We start from the raw sequence: 16359 nt of genomic DNA, 5'->3' as shown, positions 1-16359 counted from the left end.
GAAAAAATTTATGAGTAAATAATGCCAAGAAATAAATTTTCAACACAAGCAGAATTAAGTAAGGTAGTAAGAAACCATGGTCAGAAGAAGTGGTTAGATAGCGATAGTGCAGGTAATGGTTTTAAGGATAAGCGTTTACAGCAACGTTTTAGAAAACTACTTGAACAGATATGGAACAGTTTAGGTCAAACTATACCTCTTGCCTGTCAAGACTGGGCAAATACTAAAGCTGCATATAGATTTCTGTCAAATGATAAGGTAAGCACACAAGAGATATTAGAAGGACATTTCCGGATTACAAAAGAACGTGTATCAGCTCATAAAGAAGGAAAGATACTTGTACTTCAGGACACTACAGAGTTTTCATATAATAGAATAAAAGCTGAAGATATAGGCTGGACTCAAAACATCCATACAGGTAAGGATATAATGGGTAGACCTATCTTGCATAAAAAATGTGGTATTTTAATGCATTCAAGTTTAGCAATAACTGACAATGGTTTACCACTAGGTCTTTGTGCCATCAAGTTTTGGACACGCAAGCAATTTAAAGGAACTAATGAATTAAAAAAACGTATTAACTATACCAGATTACCTATTGAAGAAAAAGAAAGTTATCGCTGGCTAGAAAATTTGACACAATCGACTGTTCTACTGAAGGCACCACAGAGATGTGTTCATATTGGGGATAGGGAAAGTGACATTTATGAATTATTTGTAATAGCGAAAGAATTTGATACGCATTTTCTTGTCAGAATTTGTCAGGATCGGTTAATTGAAGATGGCTCTCGTACTATTACTAATAAAATGAATACGGTAAAAATCAATGGATTGCACAATATTGCGATCAAGAGCTCGGATGGTAGTATGATAGAAGTGGCCTTAGAAATCAGATATCAGAATATAAAAATACTTCCTCCTGTTGGTATTAAGCAGAAGAAATATCCAGCATTACTACTCACAATCATCCATGCAATAGAAAAAGAAACGCCAACTAGTAGAGAAAAAATAATATGGAAGCTTGTTACAGATTTACCTGTTACAACAATAGATGAAGCCATTGAAAAACTCGATTGGTATGCCTTAAGATGGAAAATAGAAACTTTTCATAAAATACTCAAGTCCGGTTGCAGAGTTGAATCATTAAAACTCAGGACAGAGGCACGCCTGAATAATATTATTGCTATATTCTGTATAGTAAGTTGGAGAATTTTTTGGATGACTATGATGAATAGGTGTACACCTAATGCACCACCAGAATTAGCTCTAACAGATGAAGAAATTACCCTAATTAATGCCTTGCCCAATAATAAAGCTAGTGATAACATACAAAACAAAACTCTTTCTTATTACTTAACCAAGATAGCCAGGCTTGGCGGGTATATGAACAGAGCATTAGACCCACCTCCTGGGAATATAGTAATGTGGAGAGGGTTGTCTAGGTTGGTTGACCTTAGGTTAGGATTTAATATTGCAATGAAAATGACTTATGGGTAATTGAAAGCTGGTAAAGGCGGTCTATAAAAGCAAAAGGGTTGTAGTATTATTCTATAGTATTAATAACATTAGGAATAATAGTGTGATGAATATTAGAAGGAAGAATATTACAGCGGAACAGAGGGCACAAATAATTAGTGAATCATGTGTTCCAGGGTGCATTATATCAAAAGTTGCACGGTCTTATGGGATTTCGGAGAAGACATTATATGGGTGGCGTAGTAGGGGGAAGTTTAGCAGAAGAAAAGCAGAAACATCTAATAATACAGGTAATAAATTTGTAGAATTATTAGTACAAGAAAGAGAGTATACACTATTAAAAAAAGCAGAATTAACCTTTAGTAATTTTTCTTTATTAATTGAGGGCAATATTAGTAGCACAAAGCTCTTGGAGATAGTCAAAATATTGGACGGATCATGTTAGATATAGCTTCAGATAGCAGAATATATCTCTGTACTGGTTATACCGACATGCGTAAGGGTATTAATGGTTTATCGTTACTGGCACAATCAATATTGTCAGATCAGTTTGACAAGAGTGTCTTATTTGTCTTTAGGGGTAAACAGGCTGACAGAATAAAAATTATAATGGTACCCAAAAACTAGACAAGAAAATAGAGAAAAGTAGGTATAATATCTCCTAGGAAAAGGAGCAAAAAATGAAAAAACAAGTTAAAAAATATAGTGCAGAAGAAAAAGCAAAAATAGCAATTGAAGCAATATCTGGAGAAATGACTATAGCTCAAATTACCAGCAAATATGGTGTTCACGCTAATCAGATTTATAAATGGAAGAAAGAAGCTTTAGATTTTATGGTTTCTGGATTTAAATCGAAATCTAAACAACAAGATACCGGCCAAGAAGATTTAATTAAATCATTATTTGAGCAAATAGGCCAGTTAACAGTTGAAAGAGACTGGCTTAAAAAAAAATCTAGTATCTTTGGATTTAGAGGTTAGGAAAAAAATGATAAGTTATGCTTCAAATTTAACCATAGCAAGACAATGCAAACTTTTAGATTTAAACCGCTCAAGTTACTACTACCGAGCTAGGAATACCTTAGATGATAAGGAGTATAGAGTACTGAACAGAATTGATGAGATTTTTACAGAGCATCCCTATTATGGTACTAGAAGAATGTCTCATGTCCTAAAATCCGAAGGGTTAAATGTTAGTCGTAAGATGATAAGAAAATATTATAAAATACTTGGTATTGAAGCAGTATACCCAAAGATTAATTTAAGCCGTAGGAATCAGGCTCATAAAGTATACCCATATCTATTAAATAATATAGAGGTGGTTTGCTCCAATCAAGTTTACTGTGCAGATATTACTTACATAAGATTAAAGCAAGGTTTTGTATATTTGGTTGCTATAATGGATTGGTATAGTCGTTATATTTTGAGTTGGCGGGTGTCGATTAGTTTAGAAAATGATTTTTGTATTGAAGCTCTAAATGAAGCAATATCTATACATGGCAAGCCTGACATTTTTAATACGGATCAAGGAGTACAATTTACATCAAAAGATTTTACTCAAATACTTGAGCAACAAGGCATAGCTATTAGTATGGACGGCAAAGGCAGAGCCTTAGATAATGTATTTATTGAACGTTTTTGGCGATCTTTGAAACAAGAGAAGATTTATCGTTTTGATCTTGAAACAGTACGTGAAGCAAAGATAGCTATCAGAGATTATATAGAATTTTATAATCAGCAAAGACCTCATCAATCGCTTGAATATAAGACACCTGAAATGATACATTTTGCAGAAAAACTAGAAAATTATCAAGAGGCTATATGACATAGAAAATGCAAACTTTACTTTGAAAAACCAATACATTAATACAGGAGAATTACACCTCTAAAATTTAAAAAATTTGTCTAGACAAAGGGTACCACCTCAAAAAGGCTGCAGCGTACTTTGCAAAAGAGTCCCTGTAAGGTATGCATGGATAAAGAAGCATCAAGATGATTTCTCAATTGCAATTATGTGCAAATGTATGAAGGTATCACGTAGCGGTTATTATGAGTGGTTAAATAACCCTGGATGCAATAGGGATAAAGAAAATAGAGAATTAACCTGTAAGGTTAGAGCTATTTTTCAGGAAGGTAGACGAAATTATGGATCTAGACCCATTAAAAAGGCTTTGTTGAGGCAAGGCATAATTGTTAGTCGTAGGAGAATTACAAGACTAATGAATGAAGCTGGCTTAGTATGTAAAACTAAGTATAAATTTAAAGCAACTACTGATTCTAAGCATAATAAGCAAGTTGCTCCTAATTTATTGGATAGACAGTTTAAAGTTTCTAATGTTAATTGTTATTGGGTTGGTGATATCACCTATATCCCAACTGGAGAAGGATGGTTATATTTAGCAACAGTTATTGATCTATTTTCTAGAAAAGTAATAGGCTGGTCAATGAATAGTAATATGAAAGCTGATTTAGTTAATAATGCTTTGCTAATGGCAATATGGCAACGTAAACCACCTAAAAAGCTTATTTGGCATACTGATAGAGGTAGCCAATATTGTTCTGATAGTCATTTAAAACTTATAAAACAACATGGTATTATACAGAGTATGAGTCGTAAAGGAAATTGCTGGGATAATGCTGTTGCTGAAAGCTTTTTTCATACTATAAAAACAGAATTAATTTATCAACATAAATTTAAAACTAGGGAGGAAGCAAAACATGCTATATTTGAATATATAGAGGTATTTTATAATCGTATAAGAATGCATTCTGCTAACGATTATCTATCACCAGTACAATACGAAAAAATACAAAAATGTGCGTAAAAAACTGTCCGGAAAACTGTTGACAGATCATACAACTTAATCATATCTTTTTGGGATTCTATCAATCTATACTCTATATCAACTCTTGATGATGGTCTAATTTGTCTAGAAAAAAAAACAGATATATTGGATAGAATTCTCATAAATTAATGATTTTAATACAATATTTTTCTCAAAATATATAAATTCTGGAGTCTTATAATCCAAAGCTTGATGCATTCTTTGTCTGTTATAAGGATAAACAGCTGCAAGTCCCATTATCCGGTAGTAACGCCTTACACCGCTGCGTCCTACTGCAAACCCTTGGGTTTGTAAATACTTCGCCATACGCCGCATAAGTGGGTAGACGTAAAAGTTACCCCTTACGCCCCTCGTGAGAACCTCATCATACCCTATTAAGGCAATGGGCTCAGGATATCATCATTCACATGGTCTTTTACTTATGTTAAGGCGTGGTAGATTTTTACCCTTAGTAATGGGTTGCGTTCTATAAATAACTTAAATTTCTCCCAACTAAATGATTTTCTCTGACTACGACGATTTAGCCATTTGAACATTATTGCTACTGCTTTCCATACAAAATTCTCTACTGTTTTAATGTTAAAAGTTATTCCGTAATATTGGATGTGTCCTCTCAACTTGCTGCAAAAGCTTTTCCATATGGTTGGCAGCCTATACGTTTATACACAACCTAAAATCTTTTTTATAGCCAATACAGTGGTATCAATATCCTTATAACTTATATCCCTATGAGTTATAACTCTAATCTTACTCAATACGATAGGCATCCTTATCCTGTATTCTTTTATTAATATATCTACTAGTTGTTTTTCAGATACAGAGGTATTGACTAATGTAAAATATGCTATATTTGTTTTATACAAATTTGAATCTATATCAATTTGTTCTATTTTACTCAAACATTCCACTAGATAATTTGTTTTTTTATGATCTTCCTCTAAGGAATTTATATTATTCTTTAAGCCATACAAGCAGCCAGCCGCAATAATACCCGCTTGATGCATTCCACCGCCAATTTGAAATTTATAGTACCAAGCCTGTTCTATAAATTCCTTACTACCAACTAGTACAGCACCCATAGGGGCTCCCAGTCCTTTACTAAAATCAACAAATACAGAGTCAAAATAATCCGCATATTCTTTTGAAGAAATCTTAGTATAAGTGCAGGCATTAAATAATCTAGCTCCATCTAAATGGGTTAATACATTATTTGCTCTACATAATTTAGAAATATCCTTAATATATTCTAAAGGCCATACAGCACCACCACCAAAGTTTGTTGTTTGTTCAATTGATACTAATCTAGCTTTTGGTATGTTCCTTAAGTTAGGACGGGTAACAAACTCTCTAATTTGGTCTGCTGTAAATATACCTCTGTTTCCTTTTATTGGTAATGGAGTAGCATGTGCTTGGCCAGCAATAAGACCTGATTGTACTAATAATGGGTGTGATGTTTCATCAAGTATTAAATAATCTCCAGGATTTTTTATATGAGTTTTATATGCAATTACATTACACATTGTACCTGAAACTAAAAATATCCCCGCGGGCTTTCCTAATATTTTACAGGTTTCTTCTATTAACTCATTTACAGTTGGATCTTCACCTGCAACTTCATTACCAACTTCAGCTCTTGTCATAGCTTTTCTCATCTCAATAGAAGGATTAGTATTTGAATCACTGAAAAAGTCGATTTCCATTTTCATATTACTTTTTATAAACTAAAACTACCTTTTGTATAATTCCAATAGCATTTGCAATGTCTAATCTAGTTATACCTAGATGAATTACTGCTCTAATATGATGCTGGAGCCAAGGAAATAACAGCAAGCCATAAGTTTGACACTCATTCAGAAAAATATCGTTAGTAATGTTTAATTCTTTTATACTAAAACTTACTATGTTAGTTTCAGGATATGGATAGATTAATTTTATATGTTGGATTTCTTTGATGCCATCACAAAATAATTTAGCAAGCTTATTGTCATCTTTGAGCCTGGATATATTATTCTGAAGCACATATTTTGCTGCATTAGCATAATAGCCAATTTGGTGATATCCACTACCTAGCCAAACTTGTAATTTTCTAGCTTTTTCAATTATTTCATTTTTTCCTATTAACATTGATCCAAATGGAGCCCCTAACCCGGATATTGCATGAAGTGAGATTTAAAGTAAGAAATTGAGTAATTTATAATATTAGCAATGATACTTTTGTAAAAATTTTGCCAAAAAGTGCTTTGAAGCCGTTATTTTCAAATTTTAGATGTAATGCCCCTTACCCCATTTTTTCTAAGCACCGGGAACAGTGCTAATCTAGGTTATTCTAATGCTAATTTCTTCATCACATGATTCCATACCTGTCGGTAAGGATATGATGAAGATAACAAAAACTTAATACGCCTAGTATTACGGATAATTACTACCCCAATTTTTAATAATTTTAAACGTATTGTACCTATTTGTGCTTTTGCTAATGCACTACCTTGTAATAAATTACCTCTGATATATTCTACTAAAGTGTATGCAAGACCCGATAAAATCATTCTGAGCTGATTAGCCCACCATCTATGACAAGAAGTACGATCTGCAAATAATTCTAGTTGTTGCTCTTTTATACGGTTTTCCATATCACCACGACCACAGTAAACTTTGTCGTATAAATCTTCAGGTTTATCTGATAAATTAGTTACTATATACCTTGGATTTTCTCCAAGCATTGTCATTTCTGCCTTACCAATTATTCTACGTTCATGACTCCAACTACCAGCCTTATATGGAAACTCACTAAAAAGACGTTGCTTTTCTTGGGTTATAATAAATGCTGCTTTTGACTTCTCCATTGTAGGTTTCAGTAACTCATTTAGTCTGTTATTTTGGGGCATTCCTACAATATATTTTATATTATGAATATCACACCAATCAAACATCTGATGACGACAAAATCCACTATCACCACGAAAAATAATCTTTACCTCTGGCCAAGCTTGGCGAAAACGTTTTACTAACAATGATAATATTGCCCAAGAATGTTTTGCTTGATCCTGCTTTGACGTCCTAAGATAACTAACTAACAGATGCTTTCCACAAAAAACATACAAAGGTAAAAAGCAATTATGACCGTAATAACCATGATAAAACTTACCTTCCTGTTGCCCATGAATTTCATCATCCGTAGCATCAAAATCAAGTATTAGCTGCTTTGGTACTATTTTATGAGACTTAATAAATTTATCAAGCATTAGTTCATGCACTTTAATTGCAAAGTGTCTATCAGCATTGTTTTCTATACGACATAAGGTAGAACTACTTGCCATATCATCAATTGTTTCCATAGCTGTTTGCATAGCAGGACATTTTCGTAGATAATTGTGGTCATTTAAATCTTCATAACCTAATGCAATACCATAAATTCGTTGCCTCAGCATTGTTGCCATATTATGGGTAATTTTACTACCATCTCGTCTATCAGGAAATATTTTAGCAAGCTCCTCTGTTATACCAAGCCTTTTATCTGCTTCTCTTAATAACAACACACCTCCATCGCTACTAATATCACCTCCAGTGAAATTTATCTCTATTGTCCGATTTTTTACTTTGGAAAACTGGTAACTATATGCTATACAATTTGTCATGACAAAATCCTTTGTATTATTCTAATGAAATACCAGTATTATACAGCTTTACGAGGATTTTGTCTCCTATATCTCATGCAATATCCGGGCTAACCCTTTGGAAAAACAAAAACTTAATGTATCTGTATATTTTGCATAATCTGCCAGATCAATATTTGTTTCAACATGGCTATTAAATAACCTAGCCCCATCTAGATGAAGATTTATATTATTAGACTTTAAATACTTATATAACTCTACTTGTTTTTCAAATGGATAAATCTTACCATTAAAACCATTTATGCTATTTTCTATGGTAACTAGCTTAACTTGAGCAAAAATTTTATACCTTGGCTTGGAATTAATAGCGTACTTTATGTCTTTGTTTTCTAAGATTCCACTAGTATTATTTATACAGTTGAATACAATATTACTTACTTTTGCATTACCGGCACTATCAAAAAAATTTATATGATAATTATAATGAGTAATTATCTCGTCCCCAGAGCTTGTTTGACTGGCAATAGCTAACCTATTTGCAAGCATACCACTTGTAACAAATAATGCATCCTCTACTTTAAATAAGTGTTTGCAATATTCTGTTAAATCATTACAACTTTGATCTTCACCATAAGCAGAATCACCTGCAACAGCTGTGTTCATTGCTTCTATAACTTCCGGGGTTTGTAAAGTTACAGTATCACTCCTTAAATCTATAATTTTTACTTTTTTCATAATTAATATAGTCAATAACGTAATATATCATCTGTTTGAGTATTCCATATATCTTGATAAAGTCCCTTCTGTATAACTAATTCAGAATGACTTCCATCTTGAACTATTGTACCATTATCAAATACTAAAATACGATTCATATGAAGAAGAGTAGAAAGACGATGGGCTATTACAATTGTAGTCTTATGTTCCATTAACTTAAATAAACTTTCTTGGATTTCTTTTTCTGTTACTGAGTCTAACTGATTTGTTGCCTCATCAAGAAGTAATATTGGAGTATTTTTAAGAAAAACTCTCGCAATTATTATTCTTTGCCTCTCACCCCCTGATAATTTCAAACCTTTCTCGCCTACTATAGTATAATAGCCTTTAGGCAAACCATTGATAAACTTATGAATACCTGAAAATTTAGCAGCTTGAACTACCGCTTGCTCAGTTGTCTCGTTATTACCACCATAACGAATATTTTCTAAAATAGTATCATGAAATAACATTAAATCTTGAGGTACTACAGCTATTTTCTGCCTTAATGAGTTTTGAGTAACATCAGTTATAAATTGATTATCAATTTGTATCGTTCCTTCTTTAACTTCAAATAATCTTAAGATTAAATTTATAAAAGTGGATTTACCACTACCGGAGTGGCCTACTAAACCTATTTTTTCTTTAGGATTAATAGTAACTGAAAAATCTTTAAATAAAGGCTTTTTATTAGGATAACAAAACAAAACTTGCTTGAATTTTATTTCTCCCTTGTTGACTTCAAGTGTTGTTGCATTTTCTTTATTTGTGATTTCTAATTTAGTATTGATAGAAGACAAAGCATCTGAAACTTTACCAAAATGAGTAGAAAATTGAGTCATATATCCAGTAAGTTGATTCAAGAATTCTACTATTGCTATATTAATACCAAGTACAAGAGCTATATCTCCGAGTTCTACCTCTCCTGATTGATAGCCATAAATTAAAAAGTATAAGCTTATAGCTTGTAATAATTCAAATGAATAGCCATATATGAACCAAATCCAGAAATATGCCCTTTGCATTTTTTTTTCTGTATCTATTTTTTCCTTGTAAATCCGCAGAAATTTAAGCCTCTTATAAGTTTGCTTAGTAAATAGACGTATTATTGTTATGTTTGATAAGCTATCAGTTAGATTGGCAGTAGCTTTAGTACCGCTACTTGAATAGCAGTTAGCTAAATTACTTAGTTTTCAAAAACATAAAATTGAAACTAGTATAAAAATAATTACCCAAATTAAAGTAGCTATCGCAAACTTTATATTTGCTAACGATAAAATATAAATAGCAAAAATTAATGCTAAACTATAGGCAAAAAAACGATCTATAATTAGCTTAATTAATTCTATTGTACTATCAATTAAATTATTTACTTTATGCGTTAAATCACCTGAGAAATTATTTAGGAAGTAAGAATGACTTTGGTTTAATAACATATAAAAAGCTCTGTCAGCTATTTTTCCTTTAAGTAATGGAACCATTTTGATATCTACAAAATAGCCATAAAGCCTAAAAATAGTAGTAATAAACAATCCCATAAAAATATAAATGCTTATAGGTAAAAAAAGATGTTCAATAATACTACCCCCTTGATATTTTACAGCTATATCCAAAATATCCTTTATTACATATTTTCTCAAAGATAAATCAATAGCCCACATTAAAGATACCAAAAACATTATTACTATATTTAGCTTGAATTGAGGTAATATCTTTAATATAAATAAAAGAACATTTTTTAAATCATGAAAGGTACTTTTACTCATTGTAACTCTAGATTTTTTAATACTTGAACCTTTTTATTGAGAAAGTTGAGAAAAGAAAACCATAGGTTTTTATATATTTTACCAGAAATATCTCCAGCATTATGTAGCACAGTAGCTTGATCAAGAATCAGTAATTTAGATAGGTCTTTACTAGCTGCAGCAATGTCAATTTCAGAAATATCATGATTATTTTCTAGATAAGATAACCAAGTTTTTATAAGTTCTTCTTTGTTTTTTTCTTTTACATCATGGTAGTTATTAAAATATAATAAGGCCTTTTTAAGTATATCTTCTGTTAATAAACCACAATTATACATACCAAAAATTAATGGCTTAGGTTTTGGAATAACAGGAAATTCTTTATTCTTTATAACCCATCTTGTAACATAAGCAAACCTATCTTTAGCATCTAAATTCTCTCCACTACCATGCCATAATCTTGAATTAAAAACTATTGCATCACCTGCTGAAATAGGTAATGTTATAGTTTGCTGATTAGTTAATTTAGCTGAATATTTATCGATAAAATATGGTGACCAAAAATCAACAGCTGGTTTTATCTTCCAATTATGACTATTTTTTATAATTTGTAGAGCGCCTGAAGTCTCATCAACATCATTTAACGCAAGCCATACGGAAAAGTGATAAGGGCTATCAGGACTGTAAGAAATATCTTGATGAAAAGGTACAGCATCAACTAAATCAGCAGTTTTACATATAATATTTGATTTTTTGTTTAGTATTTGACATTGTAATAATTTTTCAAGATTATCTTTAATTGTATCATTTAATAAATCTGAGATAGTTTTAGTAATTTGTGATGGAGTACCCCATCTACCAGTACAATTTAGATAATCTGGAACAGATACATTAAGCTCCTCTGCTGATCGATCTATTTTATTCTTAATATCATGCAAATACCAGACAATTAAGTCTAAAGAAACAAGGTTTTTTATAATAAAAAAACCATCATCTTGTAATTTTTCCATATTATGGACACCTTATATCAATAACTGATAAATAATTAGTTAAAGGCAAAACATCAAATATTTTTAGACCACCTACTTGTGCTAATATTACTTCCCAATCATCTAATTTTCTTAATCTTCCACCTGTTTCAACCATTATATTGATATCTACAGCACCTCCCATTGGAGAACTATCAGTTAAAATAGTTTCAATTAGCAAAATACGCTCTATTTTCTTATCTTTTACAAGTTTGAAATAAGATATTACTTTCTCGTCATCTTGATTTTGCAAGAAACGACAGAATATACTTAAATCATAATTTGCTAATTTATCTTGGGTACTCAAGCTAACATTATAGGCTTTTATTAACTCCTCAGGAATTTCTTGATCATTATAATAATTTAAATTTGTAGTGTTCATGTCTTTATTTCTTAAGGCTTCAGTTAAAGCTAAAGAGTGTACCCCAAATAGTAATATATTTTTACTATCTTCTATACTTATTTTGTTATTAAACTCCTTAGTATCAAGTTTAGTATAACCTATCAAGGCTTGATAAAATTCAGTTTTTGTCTTTAATGAAGTTTCTTGTTCCTTAAAAGATGAAAATGAATATATAGCTTTTTGTTTTAATAAATCTGTTATTTTTAACCAATTTTTTTCAGTAACAACTCTTGCCCACATTTTTGCTGCTTGAGGCAAAAATGAGCTATCTTTTAGGAATTCTCCCTTTACTGAGAGTTGCCATAGGTCTTTATTGTGATTATATACTATTAATTCTATTTCCCACAAAGCTCTGAGTAATCTCTGTAAATTTGACTCAATAATACCTAATTTCTTAGATAATAATTCCGTAGTTGCTGGTAAGATATTTAATAAATCAAGCTCAATAGCAACATTTGTTAAATAGGTTTTCCAAAAACCGGCAAGTTCTGCAGAAATTTTATGTATCTGAGATTCTGTCCCTGGAGTAAAAGTAGTAAGCCTTATATTGCCTATAGTATCAATTTGTCCTAAAGTATTGTTATACGTCTCTATTCTAGCAAGTCCATTATAAAACGGCTCAACAGTTTTATATCTTTGTAAATAAACTCCATTTCCTTCTATATCTATATGGAACCAACCATTATTATCTTCGGCTATGGCAAATCCTTTATGAAAAATACCTAGCTGTTTATACCACTTATTATGTATTAATTTCCCTTGAGGATTAATATGAGTAGCTTTGTCATCTTTATAAATTACCGCAATATCATCTTTGAAATCCCCAACATAATCATATTCTTCCCGGTAAAGTTTATTACCATGTAAATCAATATGGTAAAATTTATTAGATATTCTTACTACACAAATATTTTCTTGATAATTTCCAATCCACTGGTATGATTGCTTGTATATTCTACTACCGTAAGAGTCTATATGATAGCACCTATTATCATCTTTTACCGCTGCTCTTCCACAATAAAACCCATGGGTTTTATTAAACCTTTTTGTATAAATCGCTTCTCCTTTTAAATTGATATGATAGGCTCCTGTTTTATCATGAACAGGAGCAAGACCTGGTTCATGAAATTTCTCTACATGCAGAAACCTTGCTGCATATAATGGTTTCTCATGGAGCGTATGAAATTGCCTACAAGGTGAAATCTTAATAAACTTCAGTTGATTATTTTCTCTTAACTGACCAGTGGTTTTCTCATATTGCATGTCTTGCATAACTCATGATTAAAATAGTTTTTTTGTAAGTTTTTATACTGGTTACTCTGCCATATATCTTCTAATTTTACTTCATTTATATTACCAAAATTTCCTAACTTTTGTCGTAAATCATCAGGAGCACAACAAGGACTAAATTTTCCTTCAGGATTAATCCATGCTTCTTTACCCAAAAACGGACATGGACCACCTGGAGCTAAATCTTCTACTCCTTCTTTAGCAAGAATAGTAAAATTTTCTAATATTATTTTCTTGCCATTTGGCAATAACATGTTATCTCTTAATTCATATAATTTTTTTACTTCAGTATTCCATCTCTTTACTGATGATTCATCCCTTCTCATTGATAAATCTTTAATTTCTTCAAAATGTGCCCATAGATGATGCCCTTTAACTCTATCAATACCTAACCCTATAGCCATTTTAACTATACCATACAACTCAAATAGATTACTTTCTAAAAATGTTAATTGCAGGGTAACACTACAACGTTTTTTTGTTTTAGAAAAATACTCATCCCGCACATCAAGAAAGGTTTTTAAATTTTCTGTTACAACTTCCCATTTTGAGCCAATCATAATTTTCTCATGTACTTCTTTACTCGCTCCATTCCAGGAAATTTTAATATCAGATAAAATTGGTACTAATAACTCCGCCCATTTTTTAGCTCCCTTAGCAGGAAAAGAACCATTAGTTGTTAGATTCAGTTTTAATCCGTATTCATGACATATGTTTATTATTTCATCAAAATTTTTATACATTAAAGGTTCTCCCATAGTAGATGGGATAATTTCTCTTAAAGGTGTGCCAGCTGTTTCTTGTATTACCTTTCTAATAGTGGCAATTGGCATTATTTTAGGTCTAATTCCTTTGGCTTTTTTGTTTTCCTTGACTTTACTATAAGGAGAAAAACATTCACACATGACACAAGCGTAATTACAATAATCTGGATTAGTATCAAAAGTAATTCTCCAAGGTCCAGGCTTTGTAGATATTGACTTGTTCTTGCTTGTAATGATATTAAAATAAATTTTTTCAAGTTGCTTAGTATGTTCATTTATAGAGGGTACGTTACCATCATCAGAGTAAAGGTAACCTTTCTGGGTGAGTTTAGTATATAGTTTTTTATCTGTAACTAAGTTTTCCATCTTCGCTGATAAACTTTCTACGTCTCTATGCTTAAATAACAATCCATTTATTCTATCTTGTACATATTCTGCCATTCCACCATAATCAGCAGTAACTACAGGTATTCTTAATTGCTCGGCTTCATGAATAACTAGCGGGGAATTTTCTCCCCAGATCGATGGGACAACAATGGCATCAAGCTTGTTAAATACCTCTGTAACTATATTTTCATTCCTGTAATGTCCCACCCATTCTATCTTATCTTTGACTTTTTGTGAAAATTGATCAGCGATTGCTTTAAGTCCAGCAGTTTCTTGGCTTAACACCCCCCAAATTCTAAGTTTAGCCTTTGCTAATAAACTAGAAAAAGCTTTAAGTAATAAATCTATACCTTTCTCTGGAGTATGAGTACCAATATAACCAAAAACAAAGTCTTCTTCTGGAATTCTATTTCGATCCTTTAGACGATTTAAATCAAAACCATAGTCAAGATAAGAAATTTTCGTATGTGGAATGTTAAATTCTTTAACAAACTTATTCATCAAAAATTTTGATGGAGCAACAAAGCAATCAACGTAATCAACTATTTTGTTAGTTTGCTTCATTCTAGTAGATACCCATTGCTTCCAATAGGTTATCTCTGAATTTAAAAATACTTCATCCCCTGTAAAATATCCTTTATAACACTCTATTGCGCATTTTTTGTCCTCTTGTCCATCACAAAGTTGCAGTAATTCTCTAGAATTACGTTGAATGAACCTTCCTCTTGGACACATTAACCAAAAGTCATGTAAAGTATATACTGTAGGTATATCTCTTTTTGCGGCAATTTCAGGTAAACTTGTAGATAAATGGTTCAAGTGACCAAAATGGATAAGATCAGGTTTGAAATCATCTATTATTTTTTCAAATCTTATATTTACTTCTTCATTAATAAATTTATAACGATATTTAGTTATAGGTATATTAATCAAATGTAATAAAATTCTAGGATCTCCATAATCTAAAACTGTACTGTAGTGAAAACTAGGTAAAAAACTATTTTCAAGCCGAGCAAAAACTTGCACCTCGTGATTGTCAGATAATTTTCGCGCAAGGATTTGACTATATACTTCAGAACCAGCACTATAATAAGGCGGGTAGCCATGAATAACTTTCAATATTTTCATATATTACCATATCTAAATTTTTAGGACATTTTTTCTTACCATTCTTAAGATTTGCTATGAATTTACTTAACCCATCTTCTAAAGAATGTTTTGGTGACCAACCAAGTAATTTTTTAGCTCTACCAAAATCACCATAAAAACGGCTTACATCAAAATTTCTTGAAGGATGAAAATCAACTTTTGAATTACTATTAGTCAGTTCTAATGTTATGTTTACTAATTCTTCCAAGCTACAAGGTCTGCAAGTGGTAAAATGAATTGGGGGTAGGGAAGACTTGATATTTTGCAAATGACTAACAGTTAAAGATATACCATCTACTACATCTTCTAGGTAAGTAAAATCAAAAACACATTCCTTACCTTCTATTCTTACAGATTCTCCTTTTAATGCGTTAATACAAAATGCTGGAACTACTCTATTATAATGATCTGATAAACCACCATACACATTTGAAAACCTTAAAATTGCTATATTAAAACCAAAATTTTCTAAATTTGCTACAAGTTCTTCTATTAATACTTTGCCCCTAGCATAATTATTCATTGGACTTAAAGGAGCGGATTCTGTTACTGGTAAATTTCTTTGTTCTCCGTATACTTCTCTACTACTTCCATAAATAAACCAAGGTTTATGGGGAAGTAACTTACATAGTTCTAAAAATTTTGTTGTATCTTCAACATTAACCTTCTTACATAAATCTGGATATTGTTCTCCATGAATAACTCTTGAAATTGCTGCAAGATGAACAATTCCAATGCACTCATTAAGCAACGGTATAATTTGTTCTGAGTAAAAATTTAGTGGATTATCCTTTAACCTTATATCACAGCAAATTACTTCATAACCATGTTGTTCTAATTTCTCTACTAAAGCTAATCCAATTAAACCAGCTGCTCCTGTAACCAATATTTTATTCATTATA

Annotated in this window: 14 protein-coding genes and 3 pseudogenes; 6 read left to right on the top strand and 11 right to left on the bottom strand. The window is 31.4% G+C overall.

The window, feature by feature from the left end; genetic code table 11:
• Positions 1 to 21 precede the first annotated feature (21 nt).
• The 6 genes from AAGD48_RS05970 (at position 22) to AAGD48_RS05950 (ending at position 4300) form a co-directional block, all read left to right on the top strand.
• Entirely contained in the window at positions 22 to 1497 is a 1476-nt protein-coding gene (locus AAGD48_RS05970) for an IS4 family transposase (RefSeq protein ID WP_341789378.1), read from the top strand.
• Between the two features lie 85 nt (positions 1498 to 1582).
• Positions 1583 to 1921: a transposase gene (locus AAGD48_RS05965; RefSeq protein WP_341790754.1), complete on the top strand. Its 339-nt coding sequence runs from the start codon at positions 1583 to 1585 to the stop codon at positions 1919 to 1921.
• Positions 1915 to 2103, top strand: a complete 189-nt coding sequence (gene tnpB / locus AAGD48_RS10650; protein ID WP_410526006.1) for an IS66 family insertion sequence element accessory protein TnpB — start codon at positions 1915 to 1917, stop codon at positions 2101 to 2103. Before AAGD48_RS05965 ends, tnpB begins: the two co-directional genes overlap by 7 nt.
• 53 nt (positions 2104 to 2156) lie before the next feature.
• Positions 2157 to 2456 (top strand): transposase, encoded by a 300-nt coding sequence (locus AAGD48_RS05960; protein ID WP_045812944.1) that lies wholly within the window; start codon positions 2157 to 2159, stop codon positions 2454 to 2456.
• A 7-nt stretch (positions 2457 to 2463) separates the two neighbouring features.
• Complete coding sequence (locus AAGD48_RS05955; protein WP_341789327.1) at positions 2464 to 3300, top strand: IS3 family transposase; 837 nt, start codon at positions 2464 to 2466, stop codon at positions 3298 to 3300.
• Between the two features lie 76 nt (positions 3301 to 3376).
• Positions 3377 to 4300, top strand: coding sequence for an IS3 family transposase (locus tag AAGD48_RS05950; RefSeq protein WP_341789377.1), 924 nt, complete (start codon positions 3377 to 3379; stop codon positions 4298 to 4300).
• A 680-nt stretch (positions 4301 to 4980) separates the two neighbouring features.
• On the opposite strand, the gene AAGD48_RS05945 is transcribed toward AAGD48_RS05950, so the two are convergent.
• From AAGD48_RS05945 to AAGD48_RS05895, 11 genes and pseudogenes are all read right to left on the bottom strand, one after another.
• The gene (locus tag AAGD48_RS05945; protein ID WP_341789376.1) at positions 4981 to 6027 is read right to left on the bottom strand and encodes a threonine aldolase family protein; all 1047 of its coding nucleotides are present in this window, start codon (positions 6025 to 6027) and stop codon (positions 4981 to 4983) included.
• A gap of 1 nt (position 6028) precedes the next feature.
• Positions 6029 to 6472 (bottom strand): annotated as a pseudogene (locus AAGD48_RS05940) (beta-eliminating lyase-related protein); the annotation flags it as partial.
• Positions 6473 to 6642: 170 nt separating this feature from the next.
• On the bottom strand, positions 6643 to 7956 hold the full coding sequence (locus AAGD48_RS05935) for an IS1380 family transposase (protein WP_341789277.1): 1314 nt from the start codon (positions 7954 to 7956) through the stop codon (positions 6643 to 6645).
• A 90-nt stretch (positions 7957 to 8046) separates the two neighbouring features.
• Positions 8047 to 8670, bottom strand: a pseudogene (locus AAGD48_RS05930) (threonine aldolase family protein); the annotation flags it as partial.
• A gap of 11 nt (positions 8671 to 8681) precedes the next feature.
• A complete protein-coding gene (locus AAGD48_RS05925; RefSeq protein WP_341790753.1) occupies positions 8682 to 9554 on the bottom strand; it encodes an ABC transporter ATP-binding protein in 873 nt (290 codons plus the stop codon).
• A 42-nt stretch (positions 9555 to 9596) separates the two neighbouring features.
• A pseudogene (locus AAGD48_RS05920) lies at positions 9597 to 9866 on the bottom strand (ABC transporter transmembrane domain-containing protein); the annotation flags it as partial.
• 18 nt (positions 9867 to 9884) lie between these two features.
• A complete protein-coding gene (locus tag AAGD48_RS05915) occupies positions 9885 to 10457 on the bottom strand; it encodes a hypothetical protein (RefSeq protein ID WP_341789375.1) in 573 nt (190 codons plus the stop codon).
• The gene (locus AAGD48_RS05910) at positions 10454 to 11446 is read right to left on the bottom strand and encodes a phytanoyl-CoA dioxygenase family protein (protein ID WP_341789374.1); all 993 of its coding nucleotides are present in this window, start codon (positions 11444 to 11446) and stop codon (positions 10454 to 10456) included. The genes AAGD48_RS05915 and AAGD48_RS05910 overlap by 4 nt, the downstream gene beginning before the upstream one ends.
• Position 11447: 1 nt before the next feature.
• Positions 11448 to 13139 carry a WG repeat-containing protein gene (locus AAGD48_RS05905; RefSeq protein ID WP_341789373.1) on the bottom strand — a complete coding sequence of 564 codons (1692 nt, stop codon included), beginning with the start codon at positions 13137 to 13139 and terminating at the stop codon, positions 11448 to 11450.
• Positions 13100 to 15436 carry a glycosyltransferase gene (locus tag AAGD48_RS05900; RefSeq protein ID WP_341789372.1) on the bottom strand — a complete coding sequence of 779 codons (2337 nt, stop codon included), beginning with the start codon at positions 15434 to 15436 and terminating at the stop codon, positions 13100 to 13102. Before AAGD48_RS05900 ends, AAGD48_RS05905 begins: the two co-directional genes overlap by 40 nt.
• The gene (locus AAGD48_RS05895) at positions 15393 to 16355 is read right to left on the bottom strand and encodes an NAD(P)-dependent oxidoreductase (RefSeq protein ID WP_341789371.1); all 963 of its coding nucleotides are present in this window, start codon (positions 16353 to 16355) and stop codon (positions 15393 to 15395) included. Before AAGD48_RS05895 ends, AAGD48_RS05900 begins: the two co-directional genes overlap by 44 nt.
• Positions 16356 to 16359 lie beyond the last annotated feature (4 nt).

The organism is Rickettsia endosymbiont of Polydrusus tereticollis, from assembly GCF_964026385.1.
Lineage (GTDB): Bacteria > Pseudomonadota > Alphaproteobacteria > Rickettsiales > Rickettsiaceae > Rickettsia.
The sequence above is the reverse complement of the archived record's forward strand: the minus strand, read 5'-3'. Positions and strand labels throughout refer to the sequence as shown.